The organism is Dehalococcoidales bacterium (assembly GCA_028716225.1).
GTDB lineage: Bacteria > Chloroflexota > Dehalococcoidia > Dehalococcoidales > UBA5760 > UBA5760.
Genome location: JAQUQE010000018.1, coordinates 1 through 23,957, shown reverse-complemented (window position 1 = coordinate 23,957; position 23,957 = coordinate 1). Strand labels below are relative to the sequence as shown.

16 protein-coding genes and 3 riboswitches are annotated in these 23,957 nt (G+C 52.0%); of the genes, 2 read left to right on the top strand and 14 right to left on the bottom strand.

All coding sequences use genetic code 11. The features are described 5' to 3' along the window. Positions 1 to 41: 41 nt before the first annotated feature. From PHI12_09615 to PHI12_09555, 13 genes are all read right to left on the bottom strand, one after another. Positions 42 to 578, bottom strand: a complete 537-nt coding sequence (locus PHI12_09615) for a hypothetical protein (GenBank protein MDD5511052.1) — start codon at positions 576 to 578, stop codon at positions 42 to 44. Positions 579 to 610: 32 nt separating this feature from the next. Next, positions 611 to 1,717 (bottom strand): hypothetical protein, encoded by a 1,107-nt coding sequence (locus tag PHI12_09610; protein MDD5511051.1) that lies wholly within the window; start codon positions 1,715 to 1,717, stop codon positions 611 to 613. An 89-nt stretch (positions 1,718 to 1,806) separates the two neighbouring features. Further along, a complete protein-coding gene (locus PHI12_09605) occupies positions 1,807 to 5,154 on the bottom strand; it encodes a PKD domain-containing protein (GenBank protein ID MDD5511050.1) in 3,348 nt (1,115 codons plus the stop codon). Between the two features lie 152 nt (positions 5,155 to 5,306). Next, positions 5,307 to 9,719, bottom strand: a complete 4,413-nt coding sequence (locus PHI12_09600; GenBank protein MDD5511049.1) for a hypothetical protein — start codon at positions 9,717 to 9,719, stop codon at positions 5,307 to 5,309. A gap of 196 nt (positions 9,720 to 9,915) precedes the next feature. Next, complete coding sequence (locus tag PHI12_09595; GenBank protein MDD5511048.1) at positions 9,916 to 10,638, bottom strand: hypothetical protein; 723 nt, start codon at positions 10,636 to 10,638, stop codon at positions 9,916 to 9,918. Between the two features lie 13 nt (positions 10,639 to 10,651). After that, the gene (locus PHI12_09590; protein MDD5511047.1) at positions 10,652 to 11,125 is read right to left on the bottom strand and encodes a hypothetical protein; all 474 of its coding nucleotides are present in this window, start codon (positions 11,123 to 11,125) and stop codon (positions 10,652 to 10,654) included. A 78-nt stretch (positions 11,126 to 11,203) separates the two neighbouring features. Next, entirely contained in the window at positions 11,204 to 11,728 is a 525-nt protein-coding gene (locus PHI12_09585) for a hypothetical protein (GenBank protein MDD5511046.1), read from the bottom strand. A gap of 16 nt (positions 11,729 to 11,744) precedes the next feature. Further along, positions 11,745 to 14,183 carry a hypothetical protein gene (locus PHI12_09580; protein ID MDD5511045.1) on the bottom strand — a complete coding sequence of 813 codons (2,439 nt, stop codon included), beginning with the start codon at positions 14,181 to 14,183 and terminating at the stop codon, positions 11,745 to 11,747. Further along, positions 14,175 to 14,293, bottom strand: a riboswitch (molybdenum cofactor riboswitch). (Overlaps the previous gene by 9 nt.) A 70-nt stretch (positions 14,294 to 14,363) precedes the next feature. Continuing rightward, positions 14,364 to 14,484: riboswitch (molybdenum cofactor riboswitch) on the bottom strand. 133 nt (positions 14,485 to 14,617) lie between these two features. Beyond that, positions 14,618 to 14,827, bottom strand: a complete 210-nt coding sequence (locus PHI12_09575) for a TOBE domain-containing protein (protein MDD5511044.1) — start codon at positions 14,825 to 14,827, stop codon at positions 14,618 to 14,620. Between the two features lie 115 nt (positions 14,828 to 14,942). Then, positions 14,943 to 15,989 carry an ABC transporter ATP-binding protein gene (locus PHI12_09570; protein ID MDD5511043.1) on the bottom strand — a complete coding sequence of 349 codons (1,047 nt, stop codon included), beginning with the start codon at positions 15,987 to 15,989 and terminating at the stop codon, positions 14,943 to 14,945. Then, complete coding sequence (locus tag PHI12_09565; protein ID MDD5511042.1) at positions 15,986 to 16,780, bottom strand: ABC transporter permease; 795 nt, start codon at positions 16,778 to 16,780, stop codon at positions 15,986 to 15,988. The genes PHI12_09570 and PHI12_09565 overlap by 4 nt, the downstream gene beginning before the upstream one ends. Before the next feature lie 80 nt (positions 16,781 to 16,860). Next, a riboswitch (molybdenum cofactor riboswitch) is annotated at positions 16,861 to 16,980 on the bottom strand. 437 nt (positions 16,981 to 17,417) lie between these two features. After that, positions 17,418 to 17,657: a hypothetical protein gene (locus tag PHI12_09560; protein MDD5511041.1), complete on the bottom strand. Its 240-nt coding sequence runs from the start codon at positions 17,655 to 17,657 to the stop codon at positions 17,418 to 17,420. Between the two features lie 79 nt (positions 17,658 to 17,736). Then, complete coding sequence (locus PHI12_09555) at positions 17,737 to 21,342, bottom strand: SdrD B-like domain-containing protein (GenBank protein MDD5511040.1); 3,606 nt, start codon at positions 21,340 to 21,342, stop codon at positions 17,737 to 17,739. 229 nt (positions 21,343 to 21,571) lie between these two features. Between PHI12_09555 and PHI12_09550 the strand changes: the two genes are divergently transcribed. Both PHI12_09550 and PHI12_09545 read left to right on the top strand, forming a co-directional pair. Next, on the top strand, positions 21,572 to 22,651 hold the full coding sequence (locus tag PHI12_09550; protein MDD5511039.1) for a S8 family serine peptidase: 1,080 nt from the start codon (positions 21,572 to 21,574) through the stop codon (positions 22,649 to 22,651). A 330-nt stretch (positions 22,652 to 22,981) separates the two neighbouring features. Then, positions 22,982 to 23,605 carry an RNA polymerase sigma factor gene (locus tag PHI12_09545; protein MDD5511038.1) on the top strand — a complete coding sequence of 208 codons (624 nt, stop codon included), beginning with the start codon at positions 22,982 to 22,984 and terminating at the stop codon, positions 23,603 to 23,605. Positions 23,606 to 23,739: 134 nt separating this feature from the next. On the opposite strand, the gene PHI12_09540 is transcribed toward PHI12_09545, so the two are convergent. Then, positions 23,740 to 23,957 (bottom strand): hypothetical protein (locus PHI12_09540; protein MDD5511037.1); only part of this gene is annotated, 218 nt, incomplete at its 5' end.

Below are 23,957 nucleotides of genomic sequence, written 5' to 3'. Positions count from 1 at the left end.
CTGTTTCCTCATCTACAATAATTCCTTACTAAACTGCACTCTTACTGAACAGCTTCTGCCCAGAATATAAAGGTTGCCTGCATCATCCCCAACCCGGCCCAGTCCTGAGGCACCCGTAGCTGGGTTATAACCTCTTCCTCATCACCGGAGTTAACAACACAGAGTGCCTGCTCCGGGTTGTAAACACCGCCGTCGATATACAGGGACTTCTCGTAGAAATCCCGAGCCAGTGCCTCCGCTTCAATCTCAAGCGTGATATTGACATCCTGGGGCCCGGAATTAGCGATAACGACGATTTCCTCAAGCGAAGATTCTCCGGGCATGACATTGCCGTAGTCGACATTATCCCGCTCGATGGAGATAGCAATACCCGATGTGACAGAATGGTTCCCGCTATCGGACGGTGGTACCATGACCGCTTCGCCGGGGCCATCGGTACAGTCTCCCTGATATGGCATCGTCTCTAACGCCGCTGCATATTGCGCCGGTGGTGTCAGCAACAGCAGCATAATAACGGCTATACCGATCGCTATTATTGTCAAGGCGTGATAACCGTCACGAATTAGTATCTTACTCATAGACCTGAGTCGTAATCGCCTTTCTTTACGGGTTAACTCTGGCTGGAGGCTTCCGCCCAGAAGATAAAGGTCGCTTCCTGTTCTCCGCCTGCTTCATTCCATGTTGACGGGACCTTAAGCTGGGTATCAACATCCTCCGAATCCTCAACCAGTATGCTGACGATAATATTCTCAATATCGTAAATGGTATCATCGATATAGAGGGATTGCTCGTAGAAGCTTTGCGCCGTATCATCATCCCCCAGGACTTCCAGGGTCACATAAACATCGATGTTCCCGGTATTGGTGATGACGACGGTTTCAATATCCGAACTCTCTCCGGGTCTGATCTCGCCGAAGTCTATAGCATCCCGATTAAGGGATATGCCGATAGAATTCAAATACACGTAGGCCGTAGCGGTCAGGGAATCACTGGCCCTTTCCTCGCTTACGCTGGTGTATATTTTGATATCGCTTACCCATTTCACGGAAAGCCCGCTTGAGGAAGGCCACATAGTACCGTCATAGTAGTAATGCCAGCGCTCCTCGGCCAGGGTCTCGTGCATGTCCCAGTTCCCGAAAACATATTCTCCATCACCGTTTTTCGTCTCGGCGAAGAAAACAAGACGCATGCCGGTGGAATAATCCGGTACATAGCCGTCGCCGGTCTCCACACCGTTTTCAGTATACCAGGTAAGAACCATTTTGCCCTGCTCCGGTTCGGGATCATAGACATCCTCATAGTCAAATTTCTTGTTGAACCCGTCGGGAGAGGAGATCTGGATCACATCACCGCTCGAAGCCCCGCCGACCAGGTCGCAGAGATCCTTAATATCGGTACCGATTACAGCGCCGTAGTCCCGTGATTCCCAGTTCACCTCTTCATCGGGGTCCCACATATTATCGGTATCGAAAGTAGGGCCCTGATGATAGTAATGAGTGATACCGTTGCCGAGCACGGGAAGATTAGCCTCCATCCACTCATAGTCAACGGTCTCCTGGTCAAGGACGGTAACGCCATCGGTATCGTACCTGGTAATCGTTACCGAGGTTGTAGGATCAGCCGCCAGCACCGGAGCAGCGGGCATCAGCAAAGTCGATGCCAATGTAATCACCGAGCCTATTGCCAGTATCGGTATCTTCTGCATAATTTTTCCCATCTGTTACCTCCTTAGAGCCCCGGGCCAACTATTCGGTTTCTTATCGCCATTTCTCCGATATCATTTAAGTTGTTCTATCCGTGTTAAACCTATCCGCTTGACAGGCTATCGACACGCATCTCGATATGCTGTGCTCCGGTCAGGGAACCGATACGCAGTCTAACGTCGACGCCGTCGCTATTATCAACCGCACCGGCATCGATATCCCTGACATTAATACTCCAGTCTCCCCTCATGAAATCGAGCCTCATCGTAACCTTAGGGCCGCCTCGCCACGACGAGCTGTAGGTGTAATTCTCCCACCGGCCGAGTTTCTTGAATGAACCCGCCGGTATCACTATACTCACGCCGTCGATTTCGATACAGACATCGTCTTCGTTAAGGTCATAGACAGCCCCCTCGGGCAGATGGAAGCTGCCGCTGGCAGCAATAGTATCCTGAGTATGGGGTCTCAACCAGGTAAAGTTAATCATCATACGGTCAATCGTGAAGGAAAACGGCCCCACCTCAACGCAAAGGGTATCCCTGCCTGTCGCGCCGTCATTATCGCTTACCGTTACCAGAACATCATATGTGCCTGGTACGGAGAACTGATGAAATACTTCAATAACGCCGCTGCCTTGAATATCACTGGTGCCGGTGGTCGATGGAGAACCATCACCCCAATCGATGGTATATATCCAGGGACTATCGTTAACCCCGGGATCGTTGAATCCGGCACTGAGGCTGAAGACCTCACCGGATAGAACCGAGGCATCGGGGCCGGCATCTACTGCCGGAGGATGGGCCAGAACAAAAGTCTCAAATACCGTACCGGGTGGGTAAAGCGTGGTAACCTGGCTATTATCCGGAGCAATATCGGCAACCCGTATAATCTGGACCGTCGCAATATCATCATCCGGATCGACGGTTACCCGGGCGTAGGCCAGGCTATGCTCCAGGCTATTCTGGTAGCCGTCGTACCTGGCTTCGCCCAGAACATAGAGCGGTCCGCCGCCGGTACCGATGACACAGTAGGGAATATCATTGTCAATAAACCGCTCGTAGGCATGTATATGGCCGTTCCACACGGCATCGATAGCATAGGAATTGAATAAATCATACCACTCAGTAAATACCTCGACCCAGCCGCCGAAGTGCTCGGCCTCAGAGGTATACATCGGATGGTGGAAAGAGGCGAATTTCCACAGCCCGGAGGTAGCGAGGTCGTCTTCCAGCCATTGAGCCTGAGAGGTCACTGCACTCAGGTCATTGCTGTCCAGAACCGAAAAATGAGCGTCGCCGCAATCGAACGAGTAGTACGACGGCAGGCCGAAGGCTTCATAGTAAATGAGGCTGTCGTTTTCATGGTTGCCGAGGGCCGGATAAACCGTGGTGCCGGACATCATCAGCCGGGCGGCATCGAAATAGCGGTTCCAGTCCGCTAGACTGTTGCCGTCATTGACCAGGTCGCCGGCATGGAGTACGAAAAGCACATCGGACTCCTCTGCAATTCGATCGGCAACCAGTTTATGCCTCTCCGCCTGGCTGAAGAGGGGTAACTGATCCTGGGAATCACTATAGACCGCAAATGTGATAGGGCCGGATGATGGGAAGGTCCGGAACACATAGTCTTCGGTCGATTCCGCACCATAGATTACCCGGTAGCGATACGCTGTACCCGGTTCCAGTCCCGTGAGCGGAATATGGTGCAGATCGGTATACAGACCGTCGCTGCAACTACAGTCATAACTACCGGTAGCGACGTAATCAGTCTCGGCGGCGTATTCCACGGTGGCATTGGTGGGTAGGCTGGTCTTCAGATTAATAATCGTCTCTGAAGTCGTCGTATTAGTGAGATATGGCCCCCAGAGCAGCGTTAGTTCCGGTTCCGAAACCGAAATATGGTTCTCTTTCACTTCCTCATCACTGCCGGCCGCGTTGGAAACGGTCAGCTTAACGGTATAGACACCGGGCTCGGTATAAGTATAGGATGGACTACGCAGGTTGGAATCAACATTGCCATCGTTATCGAAATCCCATGCCCAGGAAGTCGGTTGCCCGCTCGATTGATCGGTAAAGCTAACTGTAAGCGGCGCAGCTCCCGATATCACATCGTTGGAGAACGCAGCAGTCGGAGGTACGGCAGGCATAACAGCAATATAATCAGTCCTGACTTCCTCATCGCTGCCGGCCGCATTGGAGACAACCAGCTTCACGGTATAGGTGCCGGGCTCGGTATAGGTATAGGACGGATTACGCATACTGGAATCCACATCTCCATCGTTATCGAAATCCCATGCCCAGGAGGCCGGCTGCCCGCTCGATTGATCGCTGAAATTTACGCTAAGCGGTACGACCCCTGATATCACATCGGCTGAAAAATCGGCCGCAGGCGGTACAGATCCAGCTACCACTGCAAAGCCTTTCCATCCGGGATTGTCAATCTCATCGCAACCGGACTCATATTTAGCCGGTTCACCCTGCGCCTGGTTATCGGCAACGATATCATAATCAGCGGATGTTGCCGCAGTATCGATAACCCAGACAGCCACAGGACCGAAATCACCATTACCATCGGTCCTCACCATTTCCTGCCCGGCCGACGGATCGCCGGCGGAGCTTAAATTATCGTTATTGATAATCTCCCTATCCTGGATCCAGATACTGTAATCGGTTTCAGCAGCCAGTCCCCTCGCCTTTACGTAGACCGTTTCGCCCGGATAAAAATCTTCATCTGCTTCGCCAAGTGCATTACAGGAAACAAGGCCGGGCTGGAATATATCGATATTAGAAACTGTCTGCACGGACAGGCCGCTCGAGGAAGGCCAGAAATTACCGTCATAATAGTAATGCCAGCGGGAGGCGGGCAGCGTCTCATGCATATCCCAGTTACCGAAGACATATTTGCCATCGGGAGTGAGAGTTTCGCTAAAAAAGATAAGGCGCATACCGGTACTATAGTCCGGCACGTAGCCGCCGAAGCTCTCGTTATACCAGCAGACGACCATTCTACCCTGCTCTGGTTCCGGAGAATAAACGTCTTCGTAGTCAAACCACTTGGCAAAGTTATCGGCCGCCCTGACTCTAATCGTATCACCTGAAGAAGCTCCTCCGACGATCTCACACAGGTCTTTGACGTCCGTTCCCATAGCCGCTCCATAATCACGGCTGTCGACGTTTACCATTTCGCCGGGATCCCAGAGGTCAGCAGAATCAAAGGTCGGGCCCTGGTGGTAATAATGCGTAATGCCATCGCCGTAGACCGGCAGATTACATTCCATATACTCATAATCAACGGTTTCCTGCGCAATAACATTTCCATAGGGATCATATTTGGTAATGGTTACCGACGTCGTCGGACCGGCAGCGAATACCGGAGAAGCACAGTTCAGTAATGCTACCGAAAACAACACGATACTCAAGAGTACTGATGCCTGTTTAAAAATCCGCTTCATAATCTCCTCCGGTATTCACTCGATTTGTTTGTTAATCCTCTTCCAATACTCTTCAAACATCGCCCGGTTCCTGATTCCGGGGGCTTACCCCTCGGGGGTGGTTTTTAGCCACACCCTAAGGGGTAGAACCAGGCTATACTATATCTATTGCTCTAGTCGCCGTTATAGGAGAGGCTGTCGATGCGCATACTGATGGTTGTCTCACCGACCATTTCGCCGATAGCCAGCTGGACGGTAACGCCGTCGTAGCTATCGATGGCACTGGCATCTATGTCACGCACCGAGAGGCCCCACTCACCCTTCTCGAAGTTGAGCGTCATGATAACCTTGGGGCTGGCGTAGCCTCTTGACGTGTAGGTGTACCTTTCCTTGCGACCCAACTGTTTGAAGGAGCCGGCAGGCACGGTGACCTCCACGCCGTCGATGCTGACACTTACATCGTCAACATCAAGGTCATATTCAGCACCCTCCGGTAGGCTCAAGCTGCCGTCAATCAATATCGTGTCATCCCGGTGTGGTCTCAGCCAGGTAAAGTTGATAAACATGTTGTCGATGCCGACCGTAATCGGTTCGGGATAACCGAGCAACTCGATGCTTGCAATCTGGGAAATCGACAGCGAACCGCTGACGGCCGGGCCGACCAGGCGGAGCGGCCAGTTGCTGTCGCTGTCCGGTATATGGGCCCCGTTCAGCGAGTTGGCGATGATGTAGTCACTACTCCGGATGATGCTCGTGCTGTCGATGGTTACCGAATACCCGTCGGCAGCGGTGATAACCACCTGGTATCCGGCCAGGGCCAGGTCGTCATTGAAGGCATTGTCGGAATGCTGGTCCCCATCGTCAACAAACCCGGCCAGGAACCAGAGCGGCATACCTTCCCAGACCCGCCCCTTGGAATCGGTGTATGATACCTTGTGGTTGGCGCCGAACTGGCAGGCGAGCGCCTGCTCGAAGTAGGTCTTGGTAACATCGTAGTGCAGGCCACCGATATCGGTTCCGTCGAGCTCCAGCGTCCAGTCGGCCTCAGGGACCGAATGTATCTCGATGGTAGTGACATACTTCGCCGATAACCCGGCGCATGAGGGATACATGGTTCCAGTGCTGCCGTCGTAGTAGTAGTGCCAGTAGTTCAGCGGCAGTGTCTCGTGCATATCCCACTGACCATAGACATTATCGCCGCCAGGAGTGAAGAAGAGGCGCATGCCGTCGGCGTAATAGGGTACGTACTCACCATCGCCCCACCAGGCCAGAATGGCGTCTCCCTGCCTTGTTTGTACGGCAGCATCGGTGTATATCGAGGAATATGGGAGCGTGGTCTCATATCCGTCACTGGCAACCAGGACAATCTCGGTCCCGGCGCCCATGCCCCCGACCAGGTCGCAGAGGTCCTTAAGCCGGGTACCCTTTACGGCATTTTCAATCTTGTAGCCGCCGGGGTAGGTCTCGGCAGAGTCCCAGATGTCGTCCGGGTCAAGCGTGATTCCCTCGAACCGGTATACCGTTTCCCCGTCTCCGATGACTTCAAGGTTTTCCTGCATCCAGAGATAGTCCACTGTCATCTCTTCGAGTACGGAAATCCGGTCCGTGTCGTACTTGATGATGTGGAGCTCGGGTACAGGCAGGGCAGTCTGGAAGTCCGTCAGTTCGATTTCTACCACGTTGCCGACACTGGCACCGCTGAGAGAGCCATCGGCTCGAGTAACACCGGCACCAACCAGTCGGAGCGGCCAGGAGTCGGTAAGAGGGGCTCCATTGAACTGGTTGGCGATGATGTAGTTGCTGCTCCAGGCTACATCGGCGCTGTCGAAGTCCTTGGTATAGCCGTCCCCCGCTTTGACCAGGACGGAGTATCCGGCCATTGCCTGATTCACATCGTAGTCGTGAGGCACCCGGTCGTCTACCCAGCCGGCCAGGAACCACAGTGGCATGCCGGACCAGACGTTGCCGTCGATATCGGTCCATTCCACATTATGTCCTGAACCCGGACAGGCCAAAGCGGCCTCAAACTCAGCCTGGGAAATCACATCGGTAATCTTACCGGTCAGGGCCAGGTTCCAGCTTCCCGAAGCCGGGTCTGGAGTGAGCAGTTCCGGTATCTCGATCTTAACGATGTTTCCGACGGCAGAACCGCCGAGGGAGCCGTCCGCCTTGGTGACACCGGCACCGACCAGCCGGAGCGGCCACCTATCGGTAAGCTCCGCGCCGTTAATCTTGTTGGCAACTATGTAGTTATCGCTACGTGCCACCCCCGTACTGGTAAAGCTCCTGGAGAATCCGTCACCGGCGATGACATTTATGGAGTAGCCGGCCGCCGCGACATCGTCATTGAAGGTCCAGTGGCTGCCGGCTTCGATGTCATCCACCACCCCCAGCAGCACCCACAGCGGTACGCCTGACCAGACGTTGCCGTCGATGTCGGTCCACTCGCGGTAGTGATCAGCACCGGCACAGGCCAGCCCTTCCTCAAACTCGGACTGGGTGATGATGTCTCCAACATCTCCGGCCATCTCCAGGGTCCATCCCTGGGGAGGCTCGGGCAGGCCCGACAGCTCGATGCGGACGATGTTGCCCACCTGCTGTCCGCCGAACACCTCAGAACCTTTCAGATACAGCGGCCAGCAGGGCTTACCCGATTCGGTTTCAAGGGGAAGATCTGCGCCGTTGAGGGTATTGGCCACAATGTAGCCGTCGCTGCGGGCAATAGCGGCGCTGTCCAGGGTAGCCGACCAGCCGTCGCCAGCAATCACGTTCACCTCATAGTTCTGGGCGGCCAGGTCGTCGTTGAAGTTGTAGTGGTCTGGGCCGACATCGGGATCGTCGTCGACCATGGCAACCAGTAGCCAGAGCGGCACGCCTCCCCACACATCGCCGTAGTCATCGGTCCAGAATACCTGGTGGCCCGATGATGAACAGGCCAGGCCGTCTTCGAAGAGTGCCTTGCTTACCGATGCATCTTTCGCTCCGGATAGCTCGAGGGTCCAATCATCCGGGGTGACGCCGGTAGAGACAACGGTTTTCACCGCCGCGGTGGCTGCTGCTGTAACAGCGGCGAGGTCATTCGGATCGGCAACGTCGGCGGCATAGTAGTACTCGACCTTATCCCCGTGTACCACCGCCATGACGTTCAGGCCATCGGGATTGTTGTTATAACCGTCCTTGTAGACGTCGTTGACGTAGGCGTACCAGTAACCCGGGGTCTTGCGCAGGTAGCTGCCGACATTGTCCAGAAGAAGCGCGCCGGACGTAGCGTAATTCTTGTCGGTAACATCGTAGGTAAATGCGGCAGTGGTGGCGGCAACGTCGAGCGCTCCCAGCGGCGTGGTCCGGCTCACCGTGTAGGATGTCCCCGAGTTGTAGGCGGTGACGTCGAAGGTCTCGCCGGGTGTCAGGAGAACGGTGCCATCATAAAGAACGTCCATTGGCGGTGCCGTGGAAACAACGGTCTTCACCGCCGCGGTGGCTGCCGCCATAACGGCCGCCAGATCAGTGGCATCGGCAACGCCGGCGGCATAGTAGTACTCGACCTTATCTCCGCTTACCACCTCCATGACGTTCAGGCCATCGGGATTATTGTTGTATCCGTCCTTATAGACGTCATTGACATAGGCGTACCAGTAGCCCGGGGTCTTGCGCAGGTAACTGCCGACATTATCCAGCAGAAGTGCTCCCGACGTAGCATAGTTCTTGTCGGTAACATCGTAGGTAAATGCGGCAGTGGTGGCGGCAACATCGAGAGCCCCCAGCGGAGTGGTCCTGCTTACCGTGTAGGATGTCCCCGAGTTGTAGGCGGTGACATCGAAGGTCTCACCGGGTGTCAGGAGAACAGTACCATCGTACAGGACGTCCACGGGCGGCGGTGGCTCTTCAACGGTATAGATGTTGATCCGATCGACATTCTTTACCGAAAGCCCGCTGGAAGAGGGCCACATGGTGGTGCCATCATAATAGTAGTGCCAGTATTCCTCGGCCATGGTCTCGTGCATGTCCCAGTTGCCGAAGACATACTTTCCCTCCGGGTTAGTGGTCTCGGCGAAGAAGACCAGGCGCATCCCGGTGTCGTAGTCCGGCACATAGCCGCCGAAGGTCTCGTTGTACCAGGTGATGATTAATTTGCCCTGCTCCGACTCGGGGCTGTTGATGTCCCCGGCGGCAAATATCTTGGCGAAGTTGTCCGATGCTTTGATTTCTACCTCCGAGCCTTCCGGGGCACCGCCGACCAGGTCGCAGAGGTCCTTGACATCGGTCCCGATGGCGGCGCCATAGTCCCGGGTGTCGATGTTGACCGTCTCGCCGGGGTCCCACATATTGTCGGCTTCGAAGGTAGGGCCCTGGTGATAGTAGTGAGTTATGCCGTCACCGTAGACCGGCAGGTTAGCCTCCATCCAGGTGTAGTCCACGGTTTGCTGTGCCAGGATGGTGGTACCGTCGGCGGCATACTTGGTGACCGTAACGGTGGTACTTGGTCCTGCGGCAAAAGCCGTCATACTACCCAGCATGGGCACAACCATGGCGCAGCTGAGCAGTATGCCAAGCACCGGCTTGGATAGCCTTTTGATTCTAAACATATTCCTCCTTTCTTAGGTTAACAGATAAGTCCCCGATAGCAGTTTCCCTTTTTTCTGCTATAATTATTCTGGTGGTAGCTCTGTAAAGCCTGCCTTCTATCATGGAGGAGCCAACATGCAATACAGAGCTACTGCCTTTGTTGTTTTTCCCCGCTTCTATCACCCCCTTTTAGATCGGACACAATTACTGTCATCATCACCTCTTCCTCGCCGTGCGGCGACGTGAGACGACCACCCCGGCAGCGACGGCGGCTGCGGCTCCGCCCAGGATAACCGGCCACCACTTTGCTCCGCCGGATGAAGCATCTCCTGTGCCGCCGTTCTCACCGACGATGGTCTCGGTGTATTCCGCAGACGCGGAGACCACTGTCACCGTGAAGTCGAAGTCCCTTGCCTGCTTGACCGCGGCCGAGCCGGACTGCCCCAGCCAGGACGCCTCGGCGGATACCGTTATCTCACCGGTGCTGCCCAAGGCTGCCGAATCCGGCACAGTAATCAGAACGCGGGCAGCCTTGCCCAGCGCGTAGCCGCGCCCCGGCACCTTGACCGATACCATACCGTAGGGCACGCTCTGGGGCTCCTCGGCAAACAGTTCCCCGGGCTCTACGTAGAGGTTTTCCTCCACCGTGACCGGCATGCCGCTGACCAGCACCTCGGTTTCCGAGAGGGACGGCTCGATCGTAACATCCCAGCCCGGAGGCGCCTGACTCACGGCAAGGGTGATGTGGGTGATGCGGTTGCCGTCGATGTTATAGAAGTAGACGACTCCCTCGGTCGTCTCACCGGGCGGGACCCGAAGCTCCTTGGCTCCCTGGGCGCTGGCGAAGTTGTACTTGGCCGCCTCTTCCTCGGCATAGGCCGCCAGCGGCAGGGCGAGCACTACCAGCGCCGCCAGCGCCAGCAGGCAATACTTCTTCATTTGCTACTCCCTATTAGAAGCCAACGTTGGCTACTACCGCTTTGTAGTAAATGGTAGCGTTATGTGTACCAGGACTGGCACCAGTCGTGTCAACATAATGCTCTATAACGCAATTACCACCACTGGCAATATCGCCAGCTACTTCGACATATGTGCCGGTTATGCCAGTCTTAGTTGTACCCGAATCAACGCTCCATTTCCAGTCGCTAATTACAATCTGGGTATCCAAAGTTTCCCCCTTAATACCAACATCAACAGTCACGTTGGTTTCGGGTAGAACATTGACTGTGATCGTATCGGGGCCTAACACTTCACCTGGATCTCCGCTGAGAGATATGTCACCCGTAAGAGATATACTGACAAATGAGCTAACAGACACCGATGCTGGGGTGCTTGTCTCCTCATACTCAGCCGCCATTGCCGGCAGCGCCATTGTAGCTACCAGCGCTGCGGCCACTCCCATACTGATAAATAGTTTCTTTTTCATTTACCTTGTTTCCTCCTGAATATTTTGGTCTACTCTACCCCAAAGTGAAGGCGGTTACACACTGAAGGGTCCTACATCTCAATCACCTCCCTTTGCCCGTACTGCGTCAAGCATCAGAAAAGAAAGCGGCGTGCCGTTGCGTTCGACCTTGATGTATCTGACATTGCCGAAGCTTCCGTAAATATCGTATCGCTGGTTTTCCGTGCTCTTAACCTTAAGGCTGGCTATCTTCTGCCAGCGCTTGCCGTTCTCGGATACGTACACCTTGACGTTGGAATGCCACAGGCCGACGTCGGCCGCCCAGATGCTGACCGTATCGGCATTGGATACCACAGCCTCAAGTTCCATTTTCATCCCGCCGTTGCGAAAAACAGCGGCACAGAGATAGTCGGGCTCATCCAGGGCCAGCCAGGAAAGCAGCGTTTCATCCGCATCGATTACCCTGTCGCCGTAGCTCTCATTGGCAGGCGATACCACGGTGACACCGGCATCGACTGAGGACTCGTCGGAGGCCATCGCAAGACCACCTCGTATCCCCATCGCGAGGAGGAAACAGGCTGCGGCGGCGATAGCTATTATTATTACCTTCGCTCTTCTGTTCAATGCCAAATACCTTCGCTCATGGCGATTTCACCGCCTGGTAGTAAAATGTACTGGTATAGGTCCCGGCTACCTTGCCGCCGGGAATGGAAATCCAGTGGTAGACCTCCCTGACGTCGTCCCCGGAAAGAGGCTGGGTAACGGTGTACCAGGTAACGTAGCTATCCGTAAGGTTCGCCGCCCCGGCCGGGTCGCTGTCGTCGTCGTACTTGACACTGCTGACATCTATCGTAGCCGGGCCGGTGAAATCGTCTCCCTTCAACTGGATGGCAACGTCCACATTGGTCTCCTCACCGACGGTGAGCGTTATCGTGCCCTGTCCGGGCTGCCCGTCGGCGGGCCGGTCATTCATCCCCGGGTCGAGGCTGCCGAACAGTATCCCGTCGTTGCCGTAGTCGACGGCAGTAAAGGAGATGTATTCGGCAGCGGTAACGGAAAATCCCGCCCAGCCCGGATTGTCGATTTTGTCAGCGGCATCGTATCTGCCGGTCGTTCCCGAAGCCTGGTTATCGGCGACGATGTCGTAGTCCGACGCCGATGCCGCCGATGGTACCGTCCAGATGGCCGTCGGACCGAAATCGCCGTTTCCGTCCGTACTCACTGTTTCCTGAGTGCTCGAGGGATCGTTCCCGGTGTTGAGGACAAAGGGATTGCCGCTATTTCTATCAAGGGCATCGAGTGTATATAACAGTACCGGCTCACCCTGTATCCAGACCTTGTAGTCCGTATTACCGGACAGCCCGAGCCCCTTAACGTAGACGGTTTCCTCGGGAGCGAAGCTGTCCTTGGGATTACCGGACGCGTCACAGGAGACCAAGTTAGGCTGGTAGATTTCTATGTTGTACACCGTCTGCACGGAGAGACCACTCGAAGAAGGCCAGAAATTACCGTCGTAGTAGTAGTGCCAGCGGGAGGCGGGCATAGTCTCGTGCATATCCCAGTCGCCGAAGACGTATTTACCCTCCGGGTTCTGGGTTTCGGCGAAGAAGACCAGGCGCATGCCGGTATCGTAACCCGGCACATAGCCGCCGAAGTCCTCGTTATACCAGCAGACCACCAGCTTGCCCTGCTCCGGCTCCGGATTGTAGATATCCTCATAGTCGAACCACTTGAAAAAATTGTCCGAGGCTTTGACCTTTATAGCATCACCCGGCGCTGCCCCGCCGACCAGGTTGCACAGGTCTTTGACATCGGTGCCAAGGGCGCGTCCGTAGTCCCGGCTGTCGATGTTTTCCATCTCGCCGGGGTCCCAGAGGTCGTCAAACGAGGAACTGTCGAAGGTAGGCCCCTGATGATAGCGGTGCAAGGTAGTACTCCCCTGGACGGGCATACTGGCTTCCATATATTCGTAATCGACGGTGGTCTGGCTCAGAACAGCTCCATAGGGGTCGTACTTGGTTACCGTGAGCAGTACCGTGGTGTAGGTGGTTTTGAAGTTCGCCGAACCCTCGACCGGTGAGCCAACCGGAATATCGGCACGCACCGAATAGGTGGTATTCGGCTCAACCATAGGAACCGTTAAAGTGACGCCGGACGGTAGCTCCCCGCCGGCGGTTGTGGTTACTGCCGCTTGTGGCTCTCCGGCATCCCTGACTCTGTCGCCGTCGGTATCGAACCACACCCAGCCGGCGGTATCGGCGGCAAAACTGCTGCCGGTGATGGTTATTTCCGTACAATAATTCCCACTACTAGGATTAAGGGACATCGCGGCAATGGGCAGAACGGTAAAGTTCGCCGAAGCCTCAACCGGTGAGCCGGTCGGGATGTCGGCACAAACGGGATAAATACCAGGGTCGACATCAGGTACTGTCAACTTGGTTGTTGAAGAAAACGCGCCATTACTTAAAGTAGTAACCGATTTCTTGGTTTCATCATCATCCATCACAGAGTCTTTATCGGTATCGAACCATAGGTAGCCGGCGGTGCTGGCAGCAAATCCACCGCTGTTGGAAAAACTGATAATCGTACCGGCTACCCCCGAATCCGGACCTAAAGACAAACCGGGCACCACGGTAAAGTCAGCCGAGGCTTCCACCGGTGAGCCATCCGGGATATCGGCCAGTACCTGATATAATCCACCGGGGACTTTTGGTACGGTCAAAGTGACCCCTGAAGGAATATCCCCACCGGAAGTCGTGGTGATATTTTTATATGGTTCCAGCGAATCTTTAACGCCATTATCATTATTATCAAACCATACAACGCCGCCAGTACTTCCGGGAAAACCGCTGCCGGTAATGGTTATTACCGTGAACACCATTCCCGAATCGAGATCCAGTGTCAGCGTCGCCGCATATGCCGGCATGGGGAATATCAACTGTAGAGATAGTGAAAACAACGCAGCGCACAGCAGAACGGCGATTACGTTTCTACGATAGCGGCGGCTGTATGACAGTAATGACGAACAGTGACAGGGGACACGAAAGCAAATTCCACCCTTTTGCAGGGGAATTCTCATTCCATTCTCCTTCTCAAATACGGAAGGCACCATCGTTTCCAGTGATACCCTATCGGCCACCCACCCTGGATTTCTCTTTAGGTTAAGGCAGCTCGGAGATCATTTATTCAATTTCAGCGCTTAATTTATGCCGCAATAAAAAAGCGCCCCGAAAGGAGGCGCTCATGCACAATAGCATCTGTGCTGCACAAGTTGTTCTCCTTCTCGAACACGGAAGGCACCATCGTTTCCAGTGATACCCTATCGGCCACCCGCCCTGGGTTTCCCTTTAGGTTAAGGCGGCTCGGAGATACTTATTAAGTTTCTAATTAATCGTTGATATTATGCCATAAGGCTAACAAAAAAAGTTAATTCTGTCAATCCTACTATAATATGATAACCCGGTACAGTATTAGATATACAGTTACCTACCAACCATGACGAAGGAACCGGCATCAATCGATGGCAATCATCACATTCGAGGCTTTGATGACGGCATAGACACTTTTACCCGTAGCCAGCGCCAGTCCCTCGGCAGACTCCTTGGTGATGATCGACGTGACAATCTCCCCGCCGGAGAGTTCAATTACCACTTCCGTATTGACCACGCCGGGTTTGACGCTCTTCACCTTCCCCTTGAGTATGTTCCGTGCACTGATTTTCATTTTGCACCTCCCTGCCGGATTAATCGGTCCGACGTAGGACTACAACATAGCACCGCTATCACAGGTTGTCAATATGCTAAGCAGACATTCGGATTCTCATACAATAGCATCGCTCCTAGAAAATATTGACCGCAGATGCCTTGAAAGTGATATATACCGTATCGCCTATCGACAGTGCCATGGCATCAAAAGAATTCCGGGTAATAAGGCAGATGAAATCAGGAGGGACATGTATTGTCAGCAGTAAAGTAGCCCCCTTATCAGTGATTGAAGTTATCATACCCGAGAACGTGTTACGGGCGCTCGATGGAAAGGGGGCATGAGAGATGATGATGTCCTCGGGACGGAGAGAAGCATGACACTGCCCACGGTACCCGGTGACAACAGACAGACTCACCCCATCGACGCAGAAGAGGGCATCTCCATTTTCACCTTCAATTACCTCACCTCGAAAGATATTTCTCACCATGGCGAAGCGAGCGACGAACTCCGAACCGGGCTGGCGGAATATTTGCTCCGGAGTGCCTACCTGCTGGACACAACCGTCTCCGATTACGGCAACACGATCAGCCAGAGCAATCGCCTCCTCAAAATCATGAGTAACATGCACCGTAGTTACCCGGTACTCTTCATGTATATTACGTAGTTCACGCTGGAGTATCTCACGGCTGTTTGGGTCTAGAGCGCTGAGCGGTTCGTCCAGCAAAAGCAACTTAGGCTTAACGCTCAAAGCCCGGGCCAGGGCCACCTTCTGCTTCTCTCCGCCACTGAGAGTATCCGGCTTACGGCCAAGCAGGTGATGTATATCCAGCAACCCTGCCAGCCAGCTTAAAGTACGCTCGATTTCAGCAGGTCTCATCTTGCGGATTCTGAGACCGAAGGTGATATTATCCCTGACCGAGAGGTGGGGGAAAAGCATCTGATCCTGATAAACGATGCTGATGCCCCGTTTTTCGGGTTCAAGTCTGGTAACCTCTTCATCGTTAAGCCATATGCGTCCTTCTTTCAGTGGATATAGACCGGCGATAGATTCGAGCAGAACCGTTTTCCCGGCCCCGGTAGGCCCTAAAATGACAAAGTACTCACCCTGGTTGATATCCATGTTTGCATCTTTCAATACGAATTCACCTAGGTCTACCCATAGATTCCTTACCTTAATCATCTTTGCTTTCCTCGCTGTACCAGAGTCCTCAGTACGACAAAGATGATCAGGCTGATCAGGATGAGCAGCACTGCCACGGGCCGGGAGTACGTAAGACCATAGGTTTCAAATCGTTCGTAGATTAGCGTTGGGGCAATCATGGGGTGATAGGCAAGAATGATTACCGCCCCGAACTCGCTTATGCCGCGGGCCCACATCATTATATTTCCGGAGAGTATGCTTCTCCAGGCCAATGGAAAGGAAACCCTGAAGAATGTCTGCCAGGATGAAGCACCCAAGGTACGGGCTACCTTCTCCAGTCTAATATCTACCTTTTTGAAACCATCCTTAGCCGAGTCTATCAGGAAAGGCACGCTGACAAACAGCATGGCCACTACGATACCGGCCATGGAATCGACAAACTGAATACCTACTGAACCGAAAATACTGCCCATAAAAAAGTTGCGACCAAAGACAAAGAGCAATGCAATACCGGCAGCGGTATGGGGGACGACTATCGGGACATCAATCAATCCCTCGACTATTCTCTTGCCCCGGAACTCATAACGGGCCAGTAGGTAAGCTAAAGGCACCCCGAGTACGAAACCAATCCCGGTGGCGATAAGAGCCGCCCACAGGGTAAGCAATATCGCTTTGGTTACCTCGGGGTCGAACAGGGTTTCTCTCAATATGCCGGGGTCGGAGGCAAAAATCATTCGGAAGAGAGGCACGATAATAAACAGGAAAATGATTGCCCCCAGCAGTATGAATGTCAGCGTCAGCTTATTGGATTTCAGCCACTGTTTTACCAATCAAACCTCCGGCCGTTGGTAAAACAGTGTACGAAAAATGAGAGGCCAATCTCGTGATTCTTACTATAAAGTGAGGATATGCTGACCAACACAAATCTCCTTTCCGAACACGGGAGGCATCACCATTTCTAGTGATACCCTTACGGCCAGTTACCATAGTTAATCCCTTTAGGTAATATGGCTCGGAGATAAATTACTCAGTTTCTAGCCAGAAAAGGTTATCACGGCAGTAGCTCTCTCGTCAACGTGTGCACTAAATAATCTGGTCCGCTGTATCATCAACACAATTGCATATTAGCTTTTAATCATGTCCTTTCGCCAAGTTATGGAGGTGACACTAACTAGTTAGAGAATCATAGACTAAGATACTGAAAAACAAATTTTTCCCGAGTCTGTCTCTCTTAATCCCGTAATAGATGAAATAACTACTTAACCCTTGAAATAGAGGAGTATGGTACTAAAGAACTCAATAGTGGTTACCACTGTTTACTGTCAGAGTACTGCACAATCGTCAGGAACGTGCAATTTTGCCTAGGGCATAGCTATACAAGTCAAGCTAATGCTCAATAGATATAATCTAAACCATTGATCCAGATGTGCCGGAACCCACAAACAAGAGGCCGCATTTAAGTAGATATTACGCCAAAGTCATGGATATCCAGTAACCGTAGGCAATTAATCCGCCAGCTATTGATACCAGTATGGGTACCATTAAATTGGGCCGAGCCCAAGGCTTTCTAGAGTCCTGTGAACAGCCCTCAATTTCTGCAATAAGCTGCTCTCTAACCTGCTCCTTTACACCGGATGGAATACTTACCGGCCTGTACACATGACGAAGTAGATCCCCTAGCGTTTCCTCATCGTCTAAGTAGCTCACGATACTTACCCCCGCCTTTAGCTCTGATATTCCTTGCGTCAAAAGTGTGACGGCGTAACATCTTTTCTAGCTTGTCTCCTTAACTATATCCCCTTTTCCTACGACGGATGAGATACAGTATTGCCCAGACCAATAAGCCACAAGCAGTAGCCATGCCGACAATAAGCGGCCAGTTCATCCAGCGCGTTACGGTAAATTCTGCGGTCAGGTTATCTAATTGCGCAATATATTTACCCGGCTCAAGATTCGCGACATTAAATATAATTTCTTGCCCCTGGCCTGGACCCAGAGTGATTTTTCTTGTGGTTTTTATTTCCCCGTTGATTTTAAGTACAGCATCATATTCACCACTTTTCCCACCACCATTAGCCAAATTGGCGCTTATCTCGACCGACTCCCCTTCTTTAATGGTAAAGATAAAATTGCCCATACCGGTTACATCCCTGCTGGTGTTGATATTCAAGTCGCTTGCCACAAAGTGCGCTGGTGGGGGTTGCGGTGTGGGATCGGCAGGGGGGAGGGATGCCTCGGGTTCCTGGGGTTCCAGCTGCCCGATTTGGGCGACGACGGCGAATGTCGAGAACTGGCTTATAAGCCCCGTTGCCTCTCCGACTTCGGCTATCCTGCCGGTATCGGGAGGTAAAGGCTCCCACTCGCCGAGATCCAGGTTGTACCGGGCCATAAATACTGATGAAGTATTCTCAGGTAGCTCGTCGGGGTCATATGTCAGTAGCAGTGCAACCGGCTTACCGAAGGTGACATGAGAGCATACTTTCTTACCCTTATACGCGGTGCAATCGTAGGCAGCGATTATCTTCGTACCTTCCGGAGCGTCGGGGAAACCTTCGGCTACAGTAATCTCTACGAGCAGGGGATAGCTACCGCACCCCACACAATCGCCGCATATTACAGGGGTGCCCCTGTCGATGCTAAAGAAATTATCGTGTTCAGGGTCGTAGATCATATGATATGAAATAGTGCTATTGTTGCAGCACTCAACGCTTACTTTAACTATCTCACCCAGCATATTTATCTCGAAGGAGCAGCTACGATGCCCGCCTGTAGTTGTTGTAGTAGATGGTGGTGGAGGTGGGGGGGTTGAGGTAAAACCGAAATCAGCATCCATAAAGCAAGAAGCTATTACAGCTACTACTGAAGTAGCAGTTGTCGCGGTATAACCTGCCAAGTCAGGGTCAGTAAGGTCTACCTCAACGATATAGTATCCTGATGGATAGTTATAGAACATGTAATTTCCGAAGAAGTCGGTCTCAGTTGTTTCGAGAATGGTATCTCCGGATTCGTTCTTAAGGAAAAGGGTGACGAAAGCTATCCCGGGTTCTCCATCATCATATTGCCCATTGGCATTAATGTCATCCCAGACAAGGTTACCGATGTTTCCATAGTCTGCTTCATCAAATAGAGCGTATCCGAAGTCAACGTTTTTGTCCTCGCAGGCCAGTATTGACACATCTGCCGGGTCATTATAGGTGGTTGAGCAATATCCCTCTGGCAAATCAGTATCACGCTGGTCTACGTCCACGATATAGTCACCTGCTGCCAGATCGGAAAATAGGTAATAACCGTTGACATCGGTTTCAGTGTAGCTGATTAGACTTTTATCCGTTGCGTTTAATAGAGCTACGGTTATGTTGGCAATTCCTGTTTCACCAGGGTCTCTTATCCCGTCTTCATTCGTGTCGTTCCAAACATAACCACTAATGCTGCCACGTTTTACGGTAACGTTCTTGGTAGTGGCGGTGCAGGAGCATCCTGCAACAGTCTGTACCGTTACGTCTATCTCCACGGTGGTGGCACCCGGATCAGCACTCCAGGTGATGGAGTTGGTGCCATTGCCATCGGTGATGGTGCCACTGGTGAGGTTCCAGGTATAGGTAGCGCCATTACCAGCATCGGATACCGAGGCGCTATTACCCGTCGACTCCTCACAGACTGCTGAAGGTGCGGTGATGGTGCAGTCAGGGTTGGCATAAACGGTAACATCTACATCGTCAGTACAGCTGCAGCCATTACCGTTGGTAACAGTCACCTCTATGTTAACGTTACCGGTATTGTAAGCCGTAGCATCCCAGGTGATCGAATTGGTGCCCTGTCCTGAAAGGTTTTCGTAATCGCCACTGAGTGTCCAGCTATAGCTTGCCCCGCCTCCGGCGTCAGGTACGGAAGCAACGTGACCGGTCGTGCCCTCACAGACTGCTGAAGGTGCGGTGATGGTGCAGTCAGGGTTGGCATAAACGGTAACATAACCTGTCTTGGTCTCGTCATCGGAGCCACAGGCATTCGTTACCGTTAATTTTACGGTATAGGTTCCGGCGATGGTATACTGATAAGAGGGGTTTTGATCGGTGCTATCGGGATTGCCGTCGTTATCAAAGTCCCAGCTCCAGTCGGTCGGACTGCCGGTTGATGTGTCGTTGAAGTTGATCGTTAGAGGAGCACAACCGCTGGTAGGGCTGGCGGTGAAATTAGCAACAGGAGGAGTGCAACATCCTTCGATGCTAATGGTTTTTAACCAACCGTCATCGTCTTTACCCCGGTAGGATATGGCGTAGATGTCGCCGGTGACATGCGTTATACTCGGGTCCTGACCATCTTGGTTATCAAACTCCAGGGTGTCTAAAGGCCCGTTGGTAATCGCCCCGGTGGTGGGGTTTATCTCATAGTTCTTCAGCCAGCCGTCATCATCAGGACCTTCGTAGGCTATGGCAACCGCGTTTTCGCAATAATCCAATAGTACCATACACGGTTTCTGGCATTTAAGGTTATCAAACTGCTCGGTATCCAATACGGTGTTGCCGATGTCGCCAGCGGCGGTTATGCTAACCGTCTTAAGATAGCCACGGTCACTAGGACCCCGGTAGGCTATGGCGTAAATGTTGCCCGAGACATGGATGATGCAGGGTTCGTAGCATTGAGTACTATCAAACTCTAATGTGTCTATGTACCCATTGGTAATGATGCCGCTGACATTTATCTCGTAGGTCCTCAGCTGGCCGTAGCCGCTACTGTCTCTATAGGCTATGGCAACCACGCTGCTGGAAACACGCACGATACTCGGCTGTTCTCCTTTGTTGGTATCAAACTGCTCGGTGTCTATTACGGTCCCAATGTCGCCGGCGGCGTCAATACTAACCGTCTTAAGGTAGCCACGATCACTAGGACCTCGGTAGGCTATGGCGTAGATATCGCCCGTGACGTGGGTTATGCTGGGGTCCCAACAGTTACTGGTATCAAATTCCAGGCTTTCTATTACGGTCCCAATGTCGCCGGTGGCGGTAATACTGATCGTCCTTAGGAATCCGTCGTCACTTGAACCACGGTATGCTATGGCGTATATGTTGCTGGAAACGTGGATAATGTGCGGTTCATAGCAGGTGTTGGTGTCAAACTCTAAAGTGTCTAAAGCCGGGCTGGTGATGATGCCGCTGGCGTTTATCTCGTAGGTCTTCAACCAGCCGTCATCGTTACTGTCTCGGTAGGCTATGGCTACCACATCATCAGCAACACGCACGATGCTCGGTTCTCTAGCTTCGTTGGTGTCAAACTCTTCGCTGTCCAGCACTGCGCCGATATCTCCAGGCGCTGCCAGTATTGGAGTAGGATTCATTAGAAATATCATGGTGGATAGCGCAACTGCGGTAATTACGGGCAGTGTTATTCTTTTCATCTTCATCTCTGTTCACCTATGTCAATGGAAATGTTTTGCTTTGAGTATTTTGTATTTTCTAATTACTTAGTCGCTCGAAAGGGTGAAAATCCCTCAAAAGTATTAGCCTAATAGTATAACCATCATACTAAATACCCTTTTATTTTGCCACTATTACGTGATTATCATTGAGCCGTAACCAAACTACCATGAGTATATGAAAACTGGTAGGCAGTCAAGGCTAATATTTTTGGTACTTGCTATTGCAACTCCGCTAGTTGTTTTTCAGTCTGGCATCGGCTATATCTCAGCTGCTGACACTGCCGAATCAACTGATCCTTCTCTAGTCAAACAGGTTGAAACGATAACCTGCGATAATACCCTCGTAGAGCCAAAATCTGTAGAAAGCGACTCTCTAGCCGGATCCGTCACTGTACAGGCTATTTCTAGCGAACCTGTATTATCGATCCCGGAAACCACCACTGATTACGATAACCAATGGGCACTTGATAAGATCGGTATATACGACTTATGGCAAAACACAACGGGAAGCTGGGACATTCTGGTTGCTGTACTGGATACCGGTATCGACAGTAACCATGAGGACTTGCACGGGCAGATAGTAGATGATATTAACGTTACCGACAGTTCTACCGCACAAGATATTCATGGCCACGGTACCCATATCGCCGGGATAATTGCTGCCAAGAGTAACGGCACAGGAATTACCGGAGTGGCGCCGGATAGCCGAATACTGAATGTTAAGGTGGCCGATGATATGGGGCGATGTAATGCATCAGCTTTGGCTAAAGGCATTATCTATGCGGTTGACAAAGGAGCGAGCGTCATAAATATCAGTGTAGAAATTCGGGAGGCCTCACCGGAACTGGAGAAGGCTGTTAATTACGCCTGGGAGATGGGGAGCCTAGTAGTGGCCGCTTCCGGTAACGATGGCAACGATTCTCTAGTCTATCCGGCCGGTTATGATAATTGTATTGCCGTGGCTGCCACCAATCAAAATGATGGTCTAGCTGTGCTATCCAATTACGGCGACTGGGTGGACGTTGCTGCGCCGGGCTTCGGAATTTATTCAACACTCCCCGATGATGGGTACGGACTTAAGACTGGCACTTCCTTCGCCTGCGCCTACGTAAGCGGAATGGCGGCGCTCCTTTTTGATATCGTGGTTGATATTAATGGCAATGGTAGACTTAATGATGAGGTCCGGGCGGCTATTGAGGCTGGTTGCCAGAAAATAGACACCGATGGTGTTGGTAAAGGTCGGATAGACGCAACCGGTACCGCTGCTCATCTCTACGATAACTCCTAATACCCATCCAACGATTCCCTTTCTCTTATTTTCAGGTAGCATATTATTCTGATACAGTTACCTTGCCACTGATGCATACCCCCTACTTAACCGTTACCCACAACGGCCAAACTTATAAATCTGCCTTTTGGCCACATCCAATAAGAAAGCCTAGCGTTACCTGAAACTTATTGCTTGTCACGTAAGTCCATAGATCCATAGGATCACGTAACGTATAACTGATGTAGTATCTCCGGATATTAATGCGTCTAATCCCAGGTTGACAACCCGTGTTATAATTATGTGCTTGAATCCATATAGCCAAAAACAATAGAGCTTCTATTAGTTAATATGAGTAATGAGAGCAAAGCGGTTGCCGATCGAAATGCCGAGGATGCTGAGCTCATAACAAGGTTGGCCCGTGGTGATTCTCAAGCTGCCGTAGCACTATACGAAGCCTATTTTGAACGTATATACACACTTATATTTAATCAGGTCGCGAGGAATAGAGAAGTAACCAGTGACATTGTTCAGGAGACTTTCCTAGCCGCCATAAAGTCAGCAAACAAATTTAAAGGCCATAGCAGCGCATACACTTGGCTTTATAGCATTGCCCTTAAGAAAGTTGCCGATTTCTACCGATCCCATAAGCGATCGGCAAAGCATCAGGTTGAATCGGTCAATGACAATCTTGATCTCGAACGACTCTCAGATAACAGGAAAGCGGGTTACGAAGTGGAAGAGTCTGGCGAGAAGATTGACGATATTAAGCAGGCCTTGGTAGACCTACCCCTGCACTACAGTCAGGTCCTTATTCTCAAGTATGTTGAAGATATACCAGTTCAAGAGATAAGCCGGATTATGGTACGTTCCCCAAAGTCGATTGAGGGGTTACTAACCAGAGCACGTAGAGAGCTGAAGGAATTGATTACCAAGAGAAGTGTGACATACCCTGGTAGTAATACCACTACTTAATTATCGTTAGCTCTAGCTAGAGTGAACATGCCTAAGGTTTGTTGTATAACCTCCACTCGTATTCGGAACAGGGACGCTATATTTTCGAGAGTTTAACATCATACAATCCGTCATCTTGTTGACCGCGGGCCAGGTCATATAGAAAAGCTTCGGTGACAGATTGCGTAGGTGGTTGCAAAGGGAATACAAAAAAGGATATGGTGGTGGAATTTTTTCCACCACCACAAAAGGCAGATAACATCTGCAATTAGAGAGACTATTTCCCCAGCTTGTGGCAAATTTGCCACAAGCTGAAAGAAAAAGTGGCGTCTTTGTGTATAGCCCGTGATCAGGCTAGTGTGGTGGAAAATTT

Coding starts and splice junctions, on each gene's coding strand:
- PHI12_09615 (MDD5511052.1), bottom strand. CDS start 578: ATGAGTAAGATACTAATTCGTGACGGTTATCACGCCTTGACAATAATA.
- PHI12_09610 (MDD5511051.1), bottom strand. CDS start 1,717: ATGGGAAAAATTATGCAGAAGATACCGATACTGGCAATAGGCTCGGTG.
- PHI12_09605 (MDD5511050.1), bottom strand. CDS start 5,154: ATGAAGCGGATTTTTAAACAGGCATCAGTACTCTTGAGTATCGTGTTG.
- PHI12_09600 (MDD5511049.1), bottom strand. CDS start 9,719: ATGTTTAGAATCAAAAGGCTATCCAAGCCGGTGCTTGGCATACTGCTC.
- PHI12_09595 (MDD5511048.1), bottom strand. CDS start 10,638: ATGAAGAAGTATTGCCTGCTGGCGCTGGCGGCGCTGGTAGTGCTCGCC.
- PHI12_09590 (MDD5511047.1), bottom strand. CDS start 11,125: ATGAAAAAGAAACTATTTATCAGTATGGGAGTGGCCGCAGCGCTGGTA.
- PHI12_09580 (MDD5511045.1), bottom strand. CDS start 14,183: ATGAGAATTCCCCTGCAAAAGGGTGGAATTTGCTTTCGTGTCCCCTGT.
- PHI12_09575 (MDD5511044.1), bottom strand. CDS start 14,827: ATGAAAATCAGTGCACGGAACATACTCAAGGGGAAGGTGAAGAGCGTC.
- PHI12_09570 (MDD5511043.1), bottom strand. CDS start 15,989: ATGATTAAGGTAAGGAATCTATGGGTAGACCTAGGTGAATTCGTATTG.
- PHI12_09555 (MDD5511040.1), bottom strand. CDS start 21,342: ATGAAAAGAATAACACTGCCCGTAATTACCGCAGTTGCGCTATCCACC.
- PHI12_09545 (MDD5511038.1), top strand. CDS start 22,982: ATGAGTAATGAGAGCAAAGCGGTTGCCGATCGAAATGCCGAGGATGCT.